This window comes from Listeria grandensis FSL F6-0971, from assembly GCF_000525835.1.
Lineage (GTDB): Bacteria > Bacillota > Bacilli > Lactobacillales > Listeriaceae > Listeria_A > Listeria_A grandensis.
Map to the genome: position 1 here is coordinate 1 of NZ_AODD01000032.1, position 16,732 is coordinate 16,732.

At 43.2% G+C, this 16,732-nt stretch carries 14 protein-coding genes, 3 pseudogenes and 1 other annotated feature; all 17 genes and pseudogenes read right to left on the reverse strand.

Annotated features, from left to right (window positions below):
• On the reverse strand, positions 1-2,564 hold a 2,564-nt coding region (gene rpoC / locus PGRAN_RS14040; RefSeq protein WP_036068033.1), incomplete at its 3' end, for a DNA-directed RNA polymerase subunit beta'.
• A gap of 306 nt (positions 2,565-2,870) precedes the next feature.
• Positions 2,871-6,438 (reverse strand): annotated as a pseudogene (rpoB, locus tag PGRAN_RS14045) (DNA-directed RNA polymerase subunit beta).
• 256 nt (positions 6,439-6,694) lie between these two features.
• Positions 6,695-7,348, reverse strand: a complete 654-nt coding sequence (locus PGRAN_RS14050; protein WP_051998671.1) for a class I SAM-dependent methyltransferase — start codon at positions 7,346-7,348, stop codon at positions 6,695-6,697.
• A gap of 187 nt (positions 7,349-7,535) precedes the next feature.
• Positions 7,536-7,904, reverse strand: a complete 369-nt coding sequence (gene rplL / locus PGRAN_RS14055) for a 50S ribosomal protein L7/L12 (RefSeq protein WP_036068036.1) — start codon at positions 7,902-7,904, stop codon at positions 7,536-7,538.
• A 78-nt stretch (positions 7,905-7,982) separates the two neighbouring features.
• Positions 7,983-8,483 carry a 50S ribosomal protein L10 gene (gene rplJ, locus PGRAN_RS14060; RefSeq protein WP_036068039.1) on the reverse strand — a complete coding sequence of 167 codons (501 nt, stop codon included), beginning with the start codon at positions 8,481-8,483 and terminating at the stop codon, positions 7,983-7,985.
• A 51-nt stretch (positions 8,484-8,534) separates the two neighbouring features.
• Positions 8,535-8,678 (reverse strand) — a sequence feature (ribosomal protein L10 leader region).
• A 61-nt stretch (positions 8,679-8,739) separates the two neighbouring features.
• The gene (gene rplA, locus PGRAN_RS14065) at positions 8,740-9,429 is read right to left on the reverse strand and encodes a 50S ribosomal protein L1 (protein WP_036068042.1); all 690 of its coding nucleotides are present in this window, start codon (positions 9,427-9,429) and stop codon (positions 8,740-8,742) included.
• 175 nt (positions 9,430-9,604) lie between these two features.
• Positions 9,605-10,030 (reverse strand): 50S ribosomal protein L11, encoded by a 426-nt coding sequence (rplK, locus tag PGRAN_RS14070; protein WP_036068045.1) that lies wholly within the window; start codon positions 10,028-10,030, stop codon positions 9,605-9,607.
• A gap of 128 nt (positions 10,031-10,158) precedes the next feature.
• On the reverse strand, positions 10,159-10,641 hold the full coding sequence (locus PGRAN_RS14075; RefSeq protein ID WP_036068047.1) for an Imm63 family immunity protein: 483 nt from the start codon (positions 10,639-10,641) through the stop codon (positions 10,159-10,161).
• A 60-nt stretch (positions 10,642-10,701) separates the two neighbouring features.
• Positions 10,702-11,235: a transcription termination/antitermination protein NusG gene (gene nusG, locus PGRAN_RS14080; protein ID WP_036068049.1), complete on the reverse strand. Its 534-nt coding sequence runs from the start codon at positions 11,233-11,235 to the stop codon at positions 10,702-10,704.
• Positions 11,236-11,389: 154 nt separating this feature from the next.
• Entirely contained in the window at positions 11,390-11,569 is a 180-nt protein-coding gene (gene secE / locus PGRAN_RS14085; protein ID WP_036068051.1) for a preprotein translocase subunit SecE, read from the reverse strand.
• Positions 11,570-11,588: 19 nt separating this feature from the next.
• The gene (rpmG, locus tag PGRAN_RS16460; RefSeq protein WP_077912854.1) at positions 11,589-11,738 is read right to left on the reverse strand and encodes a 50S ribosomal protein L33; all 150 of its coding nucleotides are present in this window, start codon (positions 11,736-11,738) and stop codon (positions 11,589-11,591) included.
• Between the two features lie 277 nt (positions 11,739-12,015).
• Positions 12,016-12,608 (reverse strand): annotated as a pseudogene (locus PGRAN_RS14090) (RNA polymerase factor sigma-70).
• 117 nt (positions 12,609-12,725) lie between these two features.
• Positions 12,726-13,238: an NYN domain-containing protein gene (locus PGRAN_RS14095; RefSeq protein WP_036068053.1), complete on the reverse strand. Its 513-nt coding sequence runs from the start codon at positions 13,236-13,238 to the stop codon at positions 12,726-12,728.
• Between the two features lie 2 nt (positions 13,239-13,240).
• Complete coding sequence (rlmB, locus tag PGRAN_RS14100; RefSeq protein WP_036068055.1) at positions 13,241-13,990, reverse strand: 23S rRNA (guanosine(2251)-2'-O)-methyltransferase RlmB; 750 nt, start codon at positions 13,988-13,990, stop codon at positions 13,241-13,243.
• Positions 13,991-14,005: 15 nt separating this feature from the next.
• The gene (locus tag PGRAN_RS14105; RefSeq protein WP_036068057.1) at positions 14,006-14,404 is read right to left on the reverse strand and encodes a Mini-ribonuclease 3; all 399 of its coding nucleotides are present in this window, start codon (positions 14,402-14,404) and stop codon (positions 14,006-14,008) included.
• Between the two features lie 3 nt (positions 14,405-14,407).
• Positions 14,408-15,826: a cysteine--tRNA ligase gene (cysS, locus tag PGRAN_RS14110; protein WP_036068060.1), complete on the reverse strand. Its 1,419-nt coding sequence runs from the start codon at positions 15,824-15,826 to the stop codon at positions 14,408-14,410.
• Positions 15,823-16,456 (reverse strand): annotated as a pseudogene (gene cysE / locus PGRAN_RS14115) (serine O-acetyltransferase). Before cysE ends, cysS begins: the two are co-directional and overlap by 4 nt.
• Positions 16,457-16,732: the final 276 nt, after the last annotated feature.

Consider the following 16,732-nt stretch of genomic DNA (forward strand, 5'->3'; position numbering starts at 1 on the left):
GGGTGTCTGATCGATTTACGAGCATAGCGACCTTCCAAACGTTCTTCCAGTGCTTCGATGATTTCAGTACCTTCACGGATAGCTTGGATTTCAAGTCCACGGTCGGTGCCACAATCGTATTCACGAATGATAACATCTTGCGCCACGTCAACCAAACGACGAGTAAGGTAACCTGAATCGGCAGTTTTAAGGGCGGTATCGGTAAGACCTTTACGCGCACCATGGGTCGAGATAAAGTATTCCAAGACAGTTAGTCCCTCACGGAAATTCGATGTGATTGGAAGTTCTACGATACGTCCAGATGGATCGGCCATCAGACCACGCATACCTGCTAGCTGTGTAAAGTTGGAGATGTTACCACGAGCTCCGGAATCTTGCATCATGAAGATCGGGTTTAAGCGATCCAAACTCAAGATCAGTTTGCCTTGGATAACGTCTTTCGCTTCGTTCCAGACAGCGATAACACGTTCATATCTTTCATCATCCGTAATCAGACCACGACGGAATGTTTTCGTGATTTTCTCTACTTTATCATGCGCTTCTTCAAGAATGTCATGCTTTTCTTCCAGCGTCAAGATATCGGCGATACCAACAGTCATACCGGCTTTTGTAGAGATTTTGAACCCTAGGTCTTTCATGCGATCGAGCATGCGAGACGTTTCTGTAATATGGAATCGTTTGAAGACTTCCGCGATGATATTACCGAGGATTTTCTTCTTGAACGGGTCCACGATTGCTTGTTCTTGAATGTGTTTTTTCACGTCCGTGTTCGTATCTACGAAATATTTTTTCGGCGTTTCGACTTCCAGATTGTAATCTGTCGGTTCGTTAATATATGGGAACGACGTCGGTAAAATTGTATTGAAAATCAGTTTACCTACCGTTGTAATCAAGAGTTGCTGACGTTGTTCATCGGTAAATCTTTCATTGTCAATCGAGCCTGCGACAACAGCGATACGTGAATGCAAGTGAACATAACCGTTTTGGTAAGCTAACTGTGCTTCGTTAATATCTGTAAATACCGTACCTTCGCCAATTGTACCTTCACGTTCAAGCGTTAAGTAGTAGTTACCTAGTACCATATCTTGAGAAGGCGTTACAACCGGTTTACCATCTTTCGGATTCAAAATGTTTTGGGCAGCGAGCATCAAAATACGTGCCTCTGCTTGTGCTTCTGCGGATAGCGGCACATGGACAGCCATTTGGTCACCATCAAAATCGGCGTTATAAGCTGTACATACTAGCGGATGCAGACGAATCGCACGGCCTTCAACAAGTGTTGGTTCGAAAGCTTGGATACCTAGTCTATGCAAAGTAGGTGCGCGGTTAAGTAGTACTGGATGCTCACGAATAACTTCTTCTAATACATCCCAAATTTCAGGTGAAGAACGTTCGATTTTGCGTTTTGCGCTCTTAATATTATGCGCAAGGCCACGGCCTACCAATTCTTTCATAACGAAAGGCTTGAATAGTTCGAGCGCCATTTCTTTTGGAAGTCCACATTGGTACATTTTAAGGTTCGGACCTACGACGATAACGGAACGACCAGAATAATCGACACGTTTACCTAGTAAGTTTTGACGGAAACGACCTTGTTTCCCTTTTAGCATGTGAGACAGTGATTTCAGTGGACGGTTACCTGGTCCTGTTACCGGACGGCCACGACGACCATTATCAATCAAAGCATCGACTGCTTCTTGGAGCATCCGTTTTTCATTTTGCACGATGATGTTAGGCGCACCTAAATCAAGCAAGCGTTTCAGACGGTTATTCCGGTTAATTACACGGCGATAAAGGTCATTCAAATCACTTGTCGCAAAACGTCCACCTTCAAGTTGTACCATTGGACGGATTTCTGGCGGGATAACTGGAAGCACGTCAAGCACCATCCAACTTGGATCATTGCCAGAATGACGGAACGCTTCTAGAACTTCTAAACGACGAATCGCACGAGTTCTACGTTGCCCTTGTGCCGATTTCAACTCTTCTTTCAAGCCGGCCACTTCTTTTTCAAGTTGGATGTCTGCGAGAAGTTTTTTGATTGCTTCTGCGCCCATCCCAGCTTGGAACGACTGACTATATTTCTCACGATAAACGCGGTACTCTTTTTCTGAAAGTAATTGTTTCTTTTCAAGCGGTGTATCGCCTGGTTCTGTTACAACATAGGAAGCAAAATAGATAACTTCTTCCAGCGCACGCGGTGACATGTCAAGCGCAAGTCCCATACGGCTTGGAATACCTTTGAAATACCAAATATGTGTTACTGGTGCAGCAAGCTCAATGTGTCCCATACGTTCACGACGAACTTTGGACTTCGTGACTTCAACGCCACAGCGGTCACAAACTACGCCTTTATAGCGAACACGTTTGTATTTCCCACAAGAACATTCCCAGTCTTTCATTGGTCCGAAGATTCTTTCGCAGAACAAACCGTCACGCTCAGGTTTCAGCGTACGATAGTTGATTGTTTCTGGTTTTTTAACTTCTCCGTGTGACCATGAACGAATTTTATCTGGAGACGCAAGACCTATTTTCATATACTCAAAATTTTTCACATCTAACACCAATGGTCTACCTCCTAAAGTTATGGCGGATAGCCTATCTCATGTAAATCGGCGACAAGCGCTCGCATTCATCTATTCTTGCGGACTTCCGGTTCTCACATACGCAAGTATGCTCCGCTTCCGGCTTCCACAACAATAATGAATACAACCGCTTTCGCTCGATTTGATTAAAGCAGTATATACGTCTTACCCATTCTAAAAATAGGTTTGGCGTCTTCCATCCGTCTAACGTTTTTGTTATTCATGTTCTATTTTAGCTTCGCGCATTTCATTCTCTACAGAATGAAATGCGCTTGGCTTTATATATCATTGATTCGAATCTATAATACCTGCTGGTTTCACTGGTTCGGATACGATGTTGAAAGCGTCATTTTGGGCGCCAAATTCTTCATCTTCTAGGTCGCGTAATTCAATTTCTTCTTTGTCTGCAGAGAGGATTTTTACGTCCATTCCTAGACTTTGAAGCTCTTTAATTAATACCTTGAAGGATTCTGGTACGCCTGGTTCTGGAATGCTTTCACCTTTGACAATGGCTTCGTATGTTTTCACACGACCTACTACGTCATCGGATTTGATCGTTAGGATTTCTTGAAGGGTGTAAGCGGCACCGTATGCTTCTAGCGCCCATACTTCCATCTCTCCAAAACGTTGTCCACCGAACTGTGCTTTACCACCTAGTGGTTGTTGTGTTACTAGTGAGTATGGACCAGTTGAACGTGCATGTAATTTATCGTCAACCATGTGGGCAAGTTTAATCATATACATGATACCAACAGAAATACGGTTGTCAAATGGTTCCCCTGTGCGGCCATCGTATAAAACGGTCTTGGCATCTGGTGCCATACCGGATTCGGCTACTGTACTCCATACGTCGTTATCGTTCGCGCCATCAAATACTGGTGTCGCAATGTGGATTCCGAGGTAACGAGCAGCCATTCCTAAGTGAAGCTCCAATACTTGTCCAATGTTCATACGTGATGGTACACCTAGCGGGTTAAGCATGATGTCAACTGGCGTTCCGTCTGGCATATAAGGCATGTCTTCCTCTGGCAAAATACGAGAGATAACCCCTTTATTTCCGTGACGTCCGGCCATTTTATCACCTTCGTGAATTTTACGTTTTTGAACGATATAAACACGTACGAGTTGATTCACACCTGGTGGTAATTCATCGCCTGCTTCACGTGTAAAGATCTTCACGTCAAGGACAATACCGTCGCCACCATGTGGTACGCGTAGGGATGTATCGCGAACTTCACGTGCTTTTTCACCGAAGATTGCGTGTAGTAAACGCTCCTCTGCTGTTAGCTCTGTTACACCTTTTGGCGTTACTTTACCGACAAGCAAATCGCCGTCTTTCACTTCTGCTCCGACACGAATGATTCCGCGTTCGTCAAGGTCACGCAATGCGTCTTCCCCAACATTTGGAATGTCGCGCGTCATTTCCTCAGGTCCGAGTTTTGTATCACGAGCTTCTGATTCAAATTCTTCAATATGAATCGACGTGTAAACATCATCTTTTACAAGACGTTCACTCATGATGATCGCATCCTCATAGTTGTAACCATCCCAAGTCATGAACGCAACAAGTACGTTACGGCCTAGGGCAAGCTCACCTGAATCCATAGAAGGTCCGTTACCAAGGATTTCGCCTTTTGTAACTCGGTCTCCTTCTGCTACGTTTGGATATTGGTTATAACACGTACCATGATTCGAACGGACAAATTTGCGCAATGTATATTTATCAATACCACCGCTTACTTCTTTGCCATCGATCTCTGAAATGCGGCGAATCCAGATTTCTTTTGCTTCCACGTGCTCAACGACACCATCATGCTTACATACGACAGCAGCACCAGAATCACGCGCAGAGACGTGCTCCATACCAGTTCCGACGATCGGAGCTTCTGGATTCAAAAGTGGTACCGCTTGACGTTGCATGTTTGCTCCCATTAGCGCACGGTTGGAGTCATCATTTTCAAGGAACGGAATACATGCCGTCGCAACCGAAACTACTTGTTTTGGCGATACATCCATGTAATCGATACGTTCTTTTTCTACAGCTAAGTTGGCAGAACGGAAACGAGCCATAACTTCTTCTTCAGTAAAGCTACCTTGCTCGTCCAACTTGGAGTTCGCTTGGGCTACTACATAGTTATCCTCTTCGTCCGCAGTTAGATAATCGATCTTATCTGTTACGCGGTTCGTCTCAGGATCAACACGACGATATGGTGTTTCAATAAAGCCAAATTTATTCACTTTCGCAAAAGAGGACAAGGAGTTAATCAACCCAATGTTTGGTCCCTCAGGCGTTTCAATCGGACACATACGACCATAGTGAGAATAATGCACGTCACGTACTTCATAACCAGCACGTTCACGCGTCAAACCACCGGGTCCAAGCGCTGAAAGACGACGTTTATGCGTCAACTCGGCAAGTGGATTAGTCTGATCCATAAACTGTGATAACTGCGAGCTACCAAAGAATTCTTTAATGGATGCGACAACCGGACGAATGTTAATCAATTGTTGCGGCGTCACCGTGCTCATGTCTTGAATCGACATACGCTCACGAACCACACGCTCCATACGAGACAACCCGATACGGAATTGATTTTGTAAAAGTTCCCCAACAGAACGCAAACGACGGTTACCCAGATGGTCAATATCGTCTGTGTCCCCTACTCCGTGAAGCAGGTTGAAGAAGTAGCTAATAGAAGAAATAATATCAGCCGGCGTAATGTGTTTTACGCTCGCATCAATATAAGCATTACCAATAACATTGATAATTTTCTCCTCTTCACTATTTGGTGCGTAAATTTTGATCGATTGAACAACAACGCTGTCTTCCATTACACCATCCGTTGGGCGTAACGTGCGGAATCCGACACCATTTTCAAGGTTTTCAATGATCGAATCCAATTTACGACGATCTAAGATATCACCTTTAGACGCGATAATTTCACCAGTTTCTGGATCTACTAACGTTTCTGCCAGTGTTTGGTTAAATAAACGGTTCTTCAAATGCAGTTTCTTGTTGATTTTATAACGACCAACATTCGCTAAATCATAGCGTTTTGGATCAAAGAAACGCGATACAAGCAAGCTTTTCGCATTCTCAACAGTTGGTGGTTCACCAGGACGTAAGCGCTCGTAAATCTCAAGCAATGCTTTGTCCGCATTATCGGTATTATCTTTCTCAAGAGTGTTGCGTAAGTAGTCATTCTCCCCGATTAATTCCAAGATTTCGCTATCGGAGCCAAATCCAAGCGCACGTAAAAGAACAGTAACTGGTAATTTACGCGTCCGGTCGATCCTTACATGGACAACATCTTTCGCGTCTGTTTCGTACTCAAGCCATGCCCCACGGTTAGGGATGACAGTAGAGCCAAAACCTTTTTTTACCATTTTTATCGAGTTTCCCGTTAAAATAAACACCTGGGGAACGAACTAATTGCGATACAATAACACGCTCGGCGCCATTGATAACAAACGTACCCATCTCGGTCATAAGCGGGAAATCACCCATAAATACTTCTTGGTCTTTCACTTCACCCGTCTCTTTATTAATAAGACGTAACTTTACACGCAATGGTGCTGCATAATTCGCATCACGGTTTTTCGACTCTTCTACTGAATATTTCGGATCTCCCAAATTGTAGTCGATAAATTCTAGTGACAAATTCCCAGCAAAATCCTCAATTGGAGAAATATCGCGGAACATTTCACGTAATCCCTCATCCAAAAACCATTGGTAGGACTTCGATTGAATCTCGATTAAGTTTGGCAATTCCAACACTTCACTAATACGAGCGAAACTTCTACGTTGGCGATGTCTTCCGTACTGAACTAGTTGACCTGACAACTCATTCACCCTCTCAAATAAACTAAATTTATTAAGCACATTGCAGCAAAAATAGTACAATGGAACTTGGCAAAAATACCTAAAAAAGACAAAAAGAAAGTGGGCTCCTTAAAGAAAACCACTATTTCCTTGCTATGTGAACCAAACAGGCTAAAACTGCAATTCCTCAATATTCACCGCTACATATGGCGATATCGATTCTTTTGGCATCTTACTATAATATCATAGTGAAAAGACGGCGTCAATGATTAGGACTCCGCTTTGCTTATACTTCTTTCATACTCCGGTAAATAAAATATCCCTTATCCTTCGCAACGACTCCCACATTTCCGAAAACCTCTTCCATTTTCGCCGCAGCAGAAGGGCCACCTTGTTTTTTCTGAATCACGATCCACAGACTTCCACCAGTTTCTAATCGTTCAAAGCTACCAGTCAGAATCTCGTGCACTATCTTTTTACCCGCGCGAATTGGTGGGTTACTAATAATATCCGTATAATCGCGATCCGTCACACCGGCATATACAGAACTCTCAAAAACACGCACATTCGCCAACCCATTATTCGCTGCATTTTCCGCAGATAGTTCCAGCGCACGGTCGTTCACATCAATCATATCCACCTGCGCCTCAGGATAACTTTTCGCAAAGGCAAGACCGATTGGGCCATAGCCACAACCAACGTCCAGCATTTTCCCTGATGGGTTACTCGCTTCAAAACTTTCAATCAGAAGTCGCGAACCAAAATCAACCGTTGTCTTTGAGAAAACACCAGCATCACTGATAAATTTGATGGAAGCTCCGCGCAGTTCGAAATTCCACGTTTTACGATTATGATCTAAGTCACTATTTTTCGTATAATAATGTTTATTGCTCACATTTTCCACTGCCTTTCTATGTATAGAAAAAGAAGAGCGCCACATCAGCGTAAGGCTAATTTGGCGCTCTTCTTGTCTAGTTTCGCGTGCCAGCTTCTCGGAAATTTGTTGTGATTCTTAGGAAGTGATTTATGATTCCTTAGAACCTCAATATGAGTTGTGAATGAAATGAACATTCATTGCCCCCTAACAAATTTTTTCGAAGCTGACGGGCACGTTCAACTTTTCGTTTTTATTTAACAGCTACGTTAGCGCCAACTTCTTCAAGTTTAGCAACGATTTCGTCTGCTTCGTCTTTAGTTACGCCTTCTTTAAGAGCTTTAGGAGCGTTATCTACAACTTCTTTAGCTTCTTTCAAGCCAAGACCAGTGATTTCACGAACCACTTTGATAACTTTGATTTTTTGATCTCCAGCAGAAGCTAGTTCTACTGTGAATTCAGTTTGTTCAGCGGCAGCAGCGCCACCAACAGCAGCACCAGCAGCTACAGGAGCAGCAGCAGTTACGCCAAATTCTTCTTCGATTGCTTTTACTAAATCGTTTAATTCTAATACAGTTGCTTCTTTTACGGAAGCAATGATTTCTTCAATGTTTAAAGCCATTTTGAAATTCCTCCATTATAATATAATTTTTCGGTCTAAGCCGATATTGGTTGTTGGTGAAAATTCACCAGGTAAAACTTACGCGCCTTGTTCTTCTTTTTGAGTTGCAACAGCTTTTGTTGCAAGTGCCAAGTTACGAACTGGAGCTTGAAGTACGCTAAGCAGCATAGATAGTAAGCCGTCGCGTGATGGTAGAGAAGCAAGAGCTTTAACATCTTCAACTGAAGATACTTTACCTTCGATGATACCAGCTTTAATTTCTAATGCTTCGTGTTTCTCCGCAAATTCATGAATGATTTTAGCAGGAGCAACAACGTCTTCATTACTGAAAGCGATAGCGCTAGGACCTGTCAATACTTCGTTCAAGCCTTCTAAGCCAGCAGCTTCAGCAGCACGACGCATTAACGAGTTCTTGTATACTTTAAAATCAATACCAGCTTCACGTAATTGTTTACGTAATTCGGTGATTTCAGCAACTGTTAAACCGCGATAGTCAACGATTACTGTAGAAGCACTGTCTTTGAATTTTGTAGTGATTTCATCAACAGCACCTTGTTTCAATTCTAAAATTGTACTCATCTTTGTTTTCCACCTCCATCATGATTGTTCCGAAGCCGCGCGAGCGACCTCAAAGCATATAAGAAACCCCTCACACCGTAGACGTGAGGGGTTTACAAGCCAGATTCACAATGGAACTAACTTTCAAAATCCTCGGCGGGCAAATTTAAGCGTACAAGACGCGCCTGCTGTCTACGGTTAGGATATTCTGTTTTGTTTTGACTTTGTTATTCTACCAAAATAGAATAACGGCGTCAAGCTCATACCTAAGAAAAACTTAGAATGAAGATGGATCTACTTTAACACCAGGACCAAATGTAGTTGTAACGCTTACGTTTTTCACATATACTCCCTTAGCCGCAGCAGGTTTTGCTTTTTGAAGAACATCGTTAATTGTACGGAAGTTCTCAACAAGCTTGGCAGCATCAAATGATACTTTACCAATCCCAGTATGGACATTACCAGACTTGTCAACGCGGTATTCTACTTTACCAGCTTTGATTTCGTTTACGGCTTTTGTTACGTCCATAGTTACTGTTCCTGTTTTAGGGTTTGGCATTAAACCTTTTGGTCCTAAGACACGGCCTAATTTACCAACTTCACCCATCATATCAGGTGTTGCTACGATAACGTCAAAATCAAACCAGCCTTGGTTAATTTTAGTAACGTAGTCGCCTTCTCCAACGAAATCAGCGCCAGCAGCCTCAGCTTCTTTTGCTTTCTCGCCTTTTGCAAATACTAATACGCGTTGTGTTTTACCTGTTCCATTCGGAAGTACAACAGCGCCGCGGATTTGTTGATCTGCTTTTTTAGGGTCAACGCCTAAACGAAATGCTACTTCAACAGTTGCATCGAATTTAGCGAAGTCTGCTTTTTGAGCAAGTTCGACAGCTTCTTCAACGGAATAAGCTTTGTCAGCATCGATTAGCTTGACAGCATCTTGATACTTTTTACCTTTCTTAGCCATTCTTTTTTCCTCCTATTCTGTGGTTATATCGGAATTTCCTCCCACGTAAACCAGATATGACATCTGATTTGAAATAAGAAAAGATGAACGTATTACTTAATATGATAAACGGTTCGACCCGCTTCGTTCAGTTGTTCTTTTTCTTATTCCTGATACGCGTAATACATGTTTGGTATTAGTCTTCGACCGTAATACCCATGCTGCGCGCAGTACCTTCAACCATACGCATTGCAGATTCAACATTTGCAGCGTTTAGATCTGGCATTTTTAGTTCAGCGATTTCTTGTACTTGAGCACGTTTCACAACCGCAACTTTATTACGGTTTGGTTCACCTGATCCTTTTTCAACTTTAGCTGCTTTTTTAAGCAAGACTGCTGCTGGCGGAGTTTTAGTGATGAATGTGAAAGAACGATCTTCATACACAGAAATCACAACAGGAATAATTAGACCAGCTTGATCGCTTGTGCGCGCATTGAATTCCTTACAGAATCCCATAATGTTAACACCCGCTTGACCTAGTGCTGGACCAACTGGTGGAGCTGGATTAGCTTTACCTGCTGGAATTTGCAATTTTACCTCTTTGATTACTTTTTTAGCCACGAGACACACCTCCTTAAGTCCGTGATGTGGTTTAATGGGGTTAATCATTTCCCCTCCCACGTTAAAACAGCACAAATTGTACCTCATATAGAATAACACTAAGCGCGTGTGATTGCAAGATTTTTTTGTTAGTCTACCGTCCGAAAAGTACTTGTCTCAAAATCGTACTGCACATTCTTTGTCCTTCGCCACATATTGAGATATTTTGTGTACTGCTCAGCCGCTCGTTCTGCCCAATCAGCACTCATCGTTGTAAGCAACCGAATCGTTTCTTCAAAAGCTATTTTTCTAGTATCCCCCTCAAGATCATCTTCATCTTTACGGAGATAATCCAGATTTCGGTGTTTCATCTCATATTCCAAACCCATTCGAAAACAGAGCTGGAGAAAAACCTCATATTTAAACTCATCGAATTCATGCGTCGTAAACAAGCTGTGTTTTTCACCACGTTCATCGCCGTACAGTGCGTAGCCATTCAACTCGTCCCAATCCATACAAAGCTCACCGAAACCGCCAGAACTTTCGAGGTATAGATGGAAATCGATATCGTAGAGCGATGCAATGCTTTTTAGTTGAAGGTAGATGTACCCTGCGTATTCGTTGGCCGCCATGAAGAGCCCTCCCACAAAATAAAGGACCCGGATGTTAGATCCCAAGCCCTTCATGATTATTTAGATTCGTTCAATTTGATCAAAATCAACTTCCACTGGCGTTTCGCGGCCGAACATGTTGACCATAACTTTCGCTTTTGCCTTATCATTATCGATTTCTTCTACTTTACCAGAGAACTCCGCAAATGGCCCTTCTTTCACCATCACCGTTTCACCCAACTCAAAGTCAGCTTCTTGACGGCGCTCATTCAAGCCCATACTCTTCAGAATTCTGTCCGCTTCTTCTGGAAGTAATGCGGTTGGCTTCGATCCTGCACCCGCAGAACCAACAAACCCTGTAACACCTGGCGTATTACGGACTACATACCAAGAATCATCGGTCATGATGATTTCAACCAATACGTAACCTGGGAAAACTTTACGCTTCAATGTTTTTGTTTTACCATTCTTCACTTCTGTTTCTTCCTCTTCAGGAACCATAACACGGAAAATTTTGTCTGACATCCCCATTGATTCTACACGTTTCTCAAGGTTTGCTTTGACTTTATTTTCATAACCGGAATAGGTGTGCACAACATACCAACTTTTTTCCATTTGTTTACTTTGACCGCCACCAAATTGGGGTCATCCTCCTTTTGATAATTAATTTTAGATAGTAAAAAACTTACCCAAAATAAAAAACCCGAAAAAATGTCGGGTCCTATCTCAATAATTGTATTATAGCATTCTTTGTTAAAAAAACCTAGTATTATAGCATAAACTGAATAAGCATTTCGATCAAAAAGTCCACAACCATAAAGAACACAGCCATACAAGCTACGGCAATGATTACAGTAATAGTATACGTTCTTAACTCTTTTCCAGTTGGCCATGTAACTTTACCCATTTCAGACTTTACATTACGGAAAAACCTTGAAATTGCTGACATGTTATAACCTCCAAATCCACTATTTTGTTTCGCGATGAAGTGTATGCTTATTACAGTGTCTGCAAAATTTCTTCACTTCTAGCCGTTCAGTTCGCGCTGTTCCACCCACACCTACGGAATAGTTTCGTGATCCACATTCTGAACAGGCAAGTGACGTCTTTTTCTTCATAATCACAATCAACTCCGCTTATTTCTATGCTTTTAGCGCCAAATTCTCCATTCAACACTTTACATCTATAATAATATACCATTAGATGGCGATTCGAGTCAAGAACGAAAAGCAGAGCTTGACGGTTAACCTCGTGTTAGGCGGGGCAGTACAACCCTAAGCGGAGCTAGGCAACACAAAGATTGCAACTCCCCGCCAAAAAGTAACCACCAAACCGGCAGAATACACATGCTCTTGCTCGATTTGTGAAAAGCAGGATATTCACCCTGCATCAAAATTACAAAGACTCATTCACTTGCTTCATCATTTTTTTCTTTACCCGCTGGATCGCGTTGTCAATCGCTTTTTTCTTTTTTTATTGAAATGTACGGCCATTTCTTGATAGGTCTTACCTTCTAAATATTGATGTAGAACCTCGCGCTCAAACTCACTTGTCACTTCTTCTAATTTATGTGCGACACTTGCCAGATTCTCGTTTTGAATTAAGAAATCTTCTGGTGTCATCGCCTCTTTCTCAGATATCACGTCAAGTAACGTCCAATCAATCGCATCCTCATCATCTATAGGTGTATCAATGGAGACAGATGTATTGAGTGCATAATTCTTCTGTCGCATCGAACGCTTTACTGCCGATAAAATTTGTCGGTTAATGCAAATCTCTGCAAAAGATCGAAATGAGGCTTCTCGCTCCTCTTTATAATCTCGAATCGCTTTAAATAAACCTATCATACCTTCTTGAACCAAATCATCGCGCTCTGCACCTTGTAAAAAATACTGGGTCGCTTTCCAATAAATGATAGATTGATATGCCTTAAAAAAATGTTCCATGGCCAAAGTATCGCCCGTTCTCGCTAACTGCAACATTTTCATCTCTGCTTGTTTACTGTCATTTGTTTTCAACGGAACCTTCAAAAAGCCTCCTTCATCAAGCCTCGTATTCCCTCTGTAAATCCCATTATACAAGGGTTTAACAGCGCTCGTCAATGACTATTTTGAGCCTCTTCGTAGCTTTTCTAGCGCCTGAATTGTCTCAAAATCGATATTTAGGCCTGTTTTAGGTTGTTTTTCTTGGATTTCCTTCACTTTACGGGTGATCTGATGGGTCATTTCCTTAATTTCGAAAACTAGCTCCCGTGCCGAGATTCGCAACGCACCTTGTCCGAAAATCGCCCACTGTTCTGTGTAATCACTTGTCGCTACCATGACTTGCGTTTTGACATTTTTGTACTCGATCGCTTTCTGCTCAATATATTCATCTGCGGTCTCGTCTTCTTTTGTAAATACGATTTCGACTTTATTCTTCTTATATTTGCGCTCTTTGGCTCGGACGTATTGAGCATCGAACACGACAACCACTCGGTAGCCAGTATAACTCTGGTATTCTGCCATCCACTCCACTAGTTGATTGCGCGCCGACTCTAGATCACCGGCCTTCAAGCGTGCTAGTTCCGGCCATGCCCCGATCACATTATAACCATCGACTAGCAGCACACGATTCATCGCTATTCACCAAGAGGCAAACGTTTGCGATAAATCTCGTACATCAATACACTCGCTGCAACCGATGCATTTAGCGACGTTACCGCACCACGCATTGGTAAGTGTACAAGAAAATCACATTTTTCACGAACAAGGCGGCTCATCCCAAAGCCCTCGCTACCAATCACTAGCGCAAGTGGCATATTCGCATCCATCGTTCGGTAATCGCTACTCCCACTTGCATCCGTACCAAAAATCCACAAGCCACGCTTCTGTAAATCTTCCATTGTACGGCTAATATTCGTCACACGCACAACCGGAATATGTTCTATCGCCCCCGTCGAAGCCTTGGCAACCGTTTGCGTCAAACCTACTGCACGGCGTTTCGGAATAATAATCCCGTGCGCCCCGACCGCATCCGCCGTACGCATAATCGAGCCTAGGTTATGCGGATCTTCCAATTCATCCAAAATCATGAAAAACGGCATTTCCTCACGTTCTTCCGCTTTTGCGAAAAGATCATCTAACTCCGCGTATTGATAAGCCGCAACTTGAGCTGCAACACCTTGATGTGAGCCTTCCACCAGCTTATCGATCTTTGATTTCGGCACGATTTGTACCTGTATTTTCCGTTCCTTTGCCGCACCAATAATTTGCTGCATACTTCCCTTTTGCGAGCCTTCCGCAATAAGAATTTTATGAATGTCGCGCTCTGATTTTAATACTTCACTCACTGGATTTCGCCCAGCGATCCATTCCTGACTTTGCTCCATTTTATCATCGCCTCCTTATTTCGCTTTAATAATCTCCGTTGCCAAATCTAGCCACTCGTTCAAACGCTCCGTTTCGCCACCCAAATATAAATAGCCAATCACCGCTTCAAAAGCCGATGACAAATTATATGTCTGTAAATCCGTGTTTTTCGGCACACTATTTGACTTTGCATTCCGGCCACGTTTCGCAATCCGATCCTCTTCCTCCGTCAAAAATTCCTTCGCATACATCGCCTGCAAAATATAGGCCTGCGCTTTTGCAGAAACGTATTGCGTCGCCGTTTTATGCAAATGATTCGGTTTTGTCTTGCCTTCAGATAAAAGTAACTCTCTGATATGGCGTTCATAAATCGAGTCTCCCATATAAGCCAGCGCCAAACCGTTAAGCTGTTTGTAGTCTTTCACAATCGCCATTCCTTAACCCCTTTTCCAGCGCGTACCTTGAGCCGTATCTTCCAATATAATCTGCTTTTCCTTCAACATATCCCGAATCGCATCTGATCTGGCGAAATCCCGCGTATTACGCGCTTGAATCCGCTCCTCAATCAAATCCTCGATCTCCTCATCCGTCAAACTCTGATCTGCCACATCTATATCCAACTTAAAGCCAAGTACGTCCGCAAACAACGTCATCATCCCTAAAAATTCTCGCAAAACCGTAATCGAAATCCGCTCATTCGTCAAATAAATATTGGCTCGTTTCGCCAGTTCGAAAAAGACCGAAATCGCATTCGCCGTATTGAAATCATCATCCATCTCATCTTCAAACTGCTGAATCAATTCCGTTAACTGCTCCAACCAGTCATCCTCTTCCGGCGTCCCCGCGTAATCCTCTTCCGCAACCTGAATGCGGTGGTCCACATTTTGATAAGCCGTCCGCAAACGATCCAAACCATTTTCCGCATCCTCTAAAAGTGCCTCACTATAAGAAATAGGCCGACGATAATGTACAGATAGCATGAAAAACCGCACCACATTAGCATTGTGCTTTTCCAAAACCTCATGTAACGTAATAAAATTCCCCAACGACTTCGACATTTTCTCTCCATCGATATTCATATAACCATTATGCATCCAATAATTCGCAAACGGTTTCCCAGTAAGCGCCTCTGATTGCGCAATTTCATCCTCATGATGCGGAAAAATCAAATCTTGTCCACCAGCGTGAATATCGATCGTGTCCCCTAAGTATTTACGCGCCATCGCCGAGCACTCAATATGCCATCCCGGACGCCCGTCACCCCAAGGGCTCTCCCATGAAATCTCACCAGGTTTCGCCGCCTTCCACAATGTGAAATCAAGCTGATCTTCCTTACGCTCATTAGCCTCCACACGAATCCCATGCTGCAATTCCGCGATTGGTTGCTGCGATAATTTGCCATAGCCATCGAATTTTTTCGTCCGGAAATACACATCGCCTGCCGACGCGTAAGCATACCCTTTTTCAACTAGCGCATCAATAAACGCAATAATATCATCCATATCCTGCGTCACCCGTGGATGCACATTCGCATCACGCACATTCAACTGCCTTACATCATCAAAATAAGCTCCAATAAAGCGTTCCGCCACTTCCGGTACCGAAAGCTCCAACTCATGTGCCGCGCGAATCAATTTATCATCCACATCCGTAAAATTCGACACAAAATGCACATCAAAACCACGATAAGTCAAATAACGGCGCACCGTATCAAACACAATAATCGGCCGCGCATTCCCAATGTGAATATAGTTATAAACAGTAGGCCCACAAACATACATTTTGACCTTCCCATCTTCCAGCGGCGTAAATGCCTCCTTCTCACGAGACAATGTATTAAAAATTTGCAAAGTCATTGTTCATCTTCTCCTTTTCGTGTACTCTTTTTTATTTTTTCAAGCTCTATTTCCATTTCCATAAGTCGTCGTTTCATTTCCGCAATTTGCGGTTCCGTATGTTGCGTCACGCGCCCATTTAATCGCACCACTTTCGCTGGAACACCAACAACCGTCGCGCCCAGCGGCACATCTTTTATGACCACCGCACCAGCGCCAACTTTGGCATCCTCACAAATCGTGATTGGCCCAAGAATCTTAGCACCTGCAGAAATCAAGGCACCATTTTTCACCGTCGGATGGCGCTTTCCCTTATGCTTTCCGGTTCCACCAAGCGTCACCCCATGAAAAAGCACCACATCATCGCCAATCTCAGCCGTCTCACCGATTACAATGCCAGCCCCATGATCGATAAAAAGCCGACGTCCAATCGTCGCCCCAGGGTGAATCTCCACATTCGTCAAAAAGCGCGCAATCTGCGACAACCATTTCGAAAACACAACCATCCCGTGCCTATAAAAAAAAGTTCGCAAAACGGTGCCACCAAATCGCGTGCAGCCCTGGATAATTCAAAAACGCATCCACATAGCCACGCGCTGCCGGATCATTTTCCAATACCGCTTTCATATCTTCTTTCATGCGACTAGCCATCATAATCCCCCCTTATCTACCCTGAATTAAACACAAAAAAGACCCCTGATACAGAGGCATCCGCGGTCCCACTCTGGTTCAGATTTGGTAGTCCATTCTTGATGTATCTGCGCGAAAACACCGTTCGGCGTCCCTTCTTTCTAAAAGAAGGGGGACGCCCCTCGCTTGTTTCACGTTAAGAATTTGTACCTAAACCTATCTCATTTTGAATAACGGTCAATCGCCGCTTTGTGATACTGCAATTTTCCCACAAAGATTCCGAGATGCATTTCAGTA

Excerpts from the sequence above, each read along its gene's own strand:
- PGRAN_RS14050 (WP_051998671.1), bottom strand. The coding sequence starts at position 7,348 with ATGTGGCGCTCTTCTTTTTCTATACATAGAAAGGCAGTGGAAAATGTG.
- rplJ (WP_036068039.1), bottom strand. The coding sequence starts at position 8,483 with ATGAGTACAATTTTAGAATTGAAACAAGGTGCTGTTGATGAAATCACT.
- PGRAN_RS14105 (WP_036068057.1), bottom strand. The coding sequence starts at position 14,404 with ATGGCGATTGTGAAAGACTACAAACAGCTTAACGGTTTGGCGCTGGCT.
- secE (WP_036068051.1), bottom strand. The coding sequence starts at position 11,569 with ATGTCAGCAATTTCAAGGTTTTTCCGTAATGTAAAGTCTGAAATGGGT.
- cysS (WP_036068060.1), bottom strand. The coding sequence starts at position 15,826 with ATGACTTTGCAAATTTTTAATACATTGTCTCGTGAGAAGGAGGCATTT.
- rlmB (WP_036068055.1), bottom strand. The coding sequence starts at position 13,990 with ATGGAGCAAAGTCAGGAATGGATCGCTGGGCGAAATCCAGTGAGTGAA.
- PGRAN_RS14075 (WP_036068047.1), bottom strand. The coding sequence starts at position 10,641 with ATGGCGGCCAACGAATACGCAGGGTACATCTACCTTCAACTAAAAAGC.
- rplA (WP_036068042.1), bottom strand. The coding sequence starts at position 9,429 with ATGGCTAAGAAAGGTAAAAAGTATCAAGATGCTGTCAAGCTAATCGAT.
- nusG (WP_036068049.1), bottom strand. The coding sequence starts at position 11,235 with ATGGAAAAAAGTTGGTATGTTGTGCACACCTATTCCGGTTATGAAAAT.
- rplL (WP_036068036.1), bottom strand. The coding sequence starts at position 7,904 with ATGGCTTTAAACATTGAAGAAATCATTGCTTCCGTAAAAGAAGCAACT.
- rpmG (WP_077912854.1), bottom strand. The coding sequence starts at position 11,738 with ATGAAGAAAAAGACGTCACTTGCCTGTTCAGAATGTGGATCACGAAAC.
- PGRAN_RS14095 (WP_036068053.1), bottom strand. The coding sequence starts at position 13,238 with ATGAATCGTGTGCTGCTAGTCGATGGTTATAATGTGATCGGGGCATGG.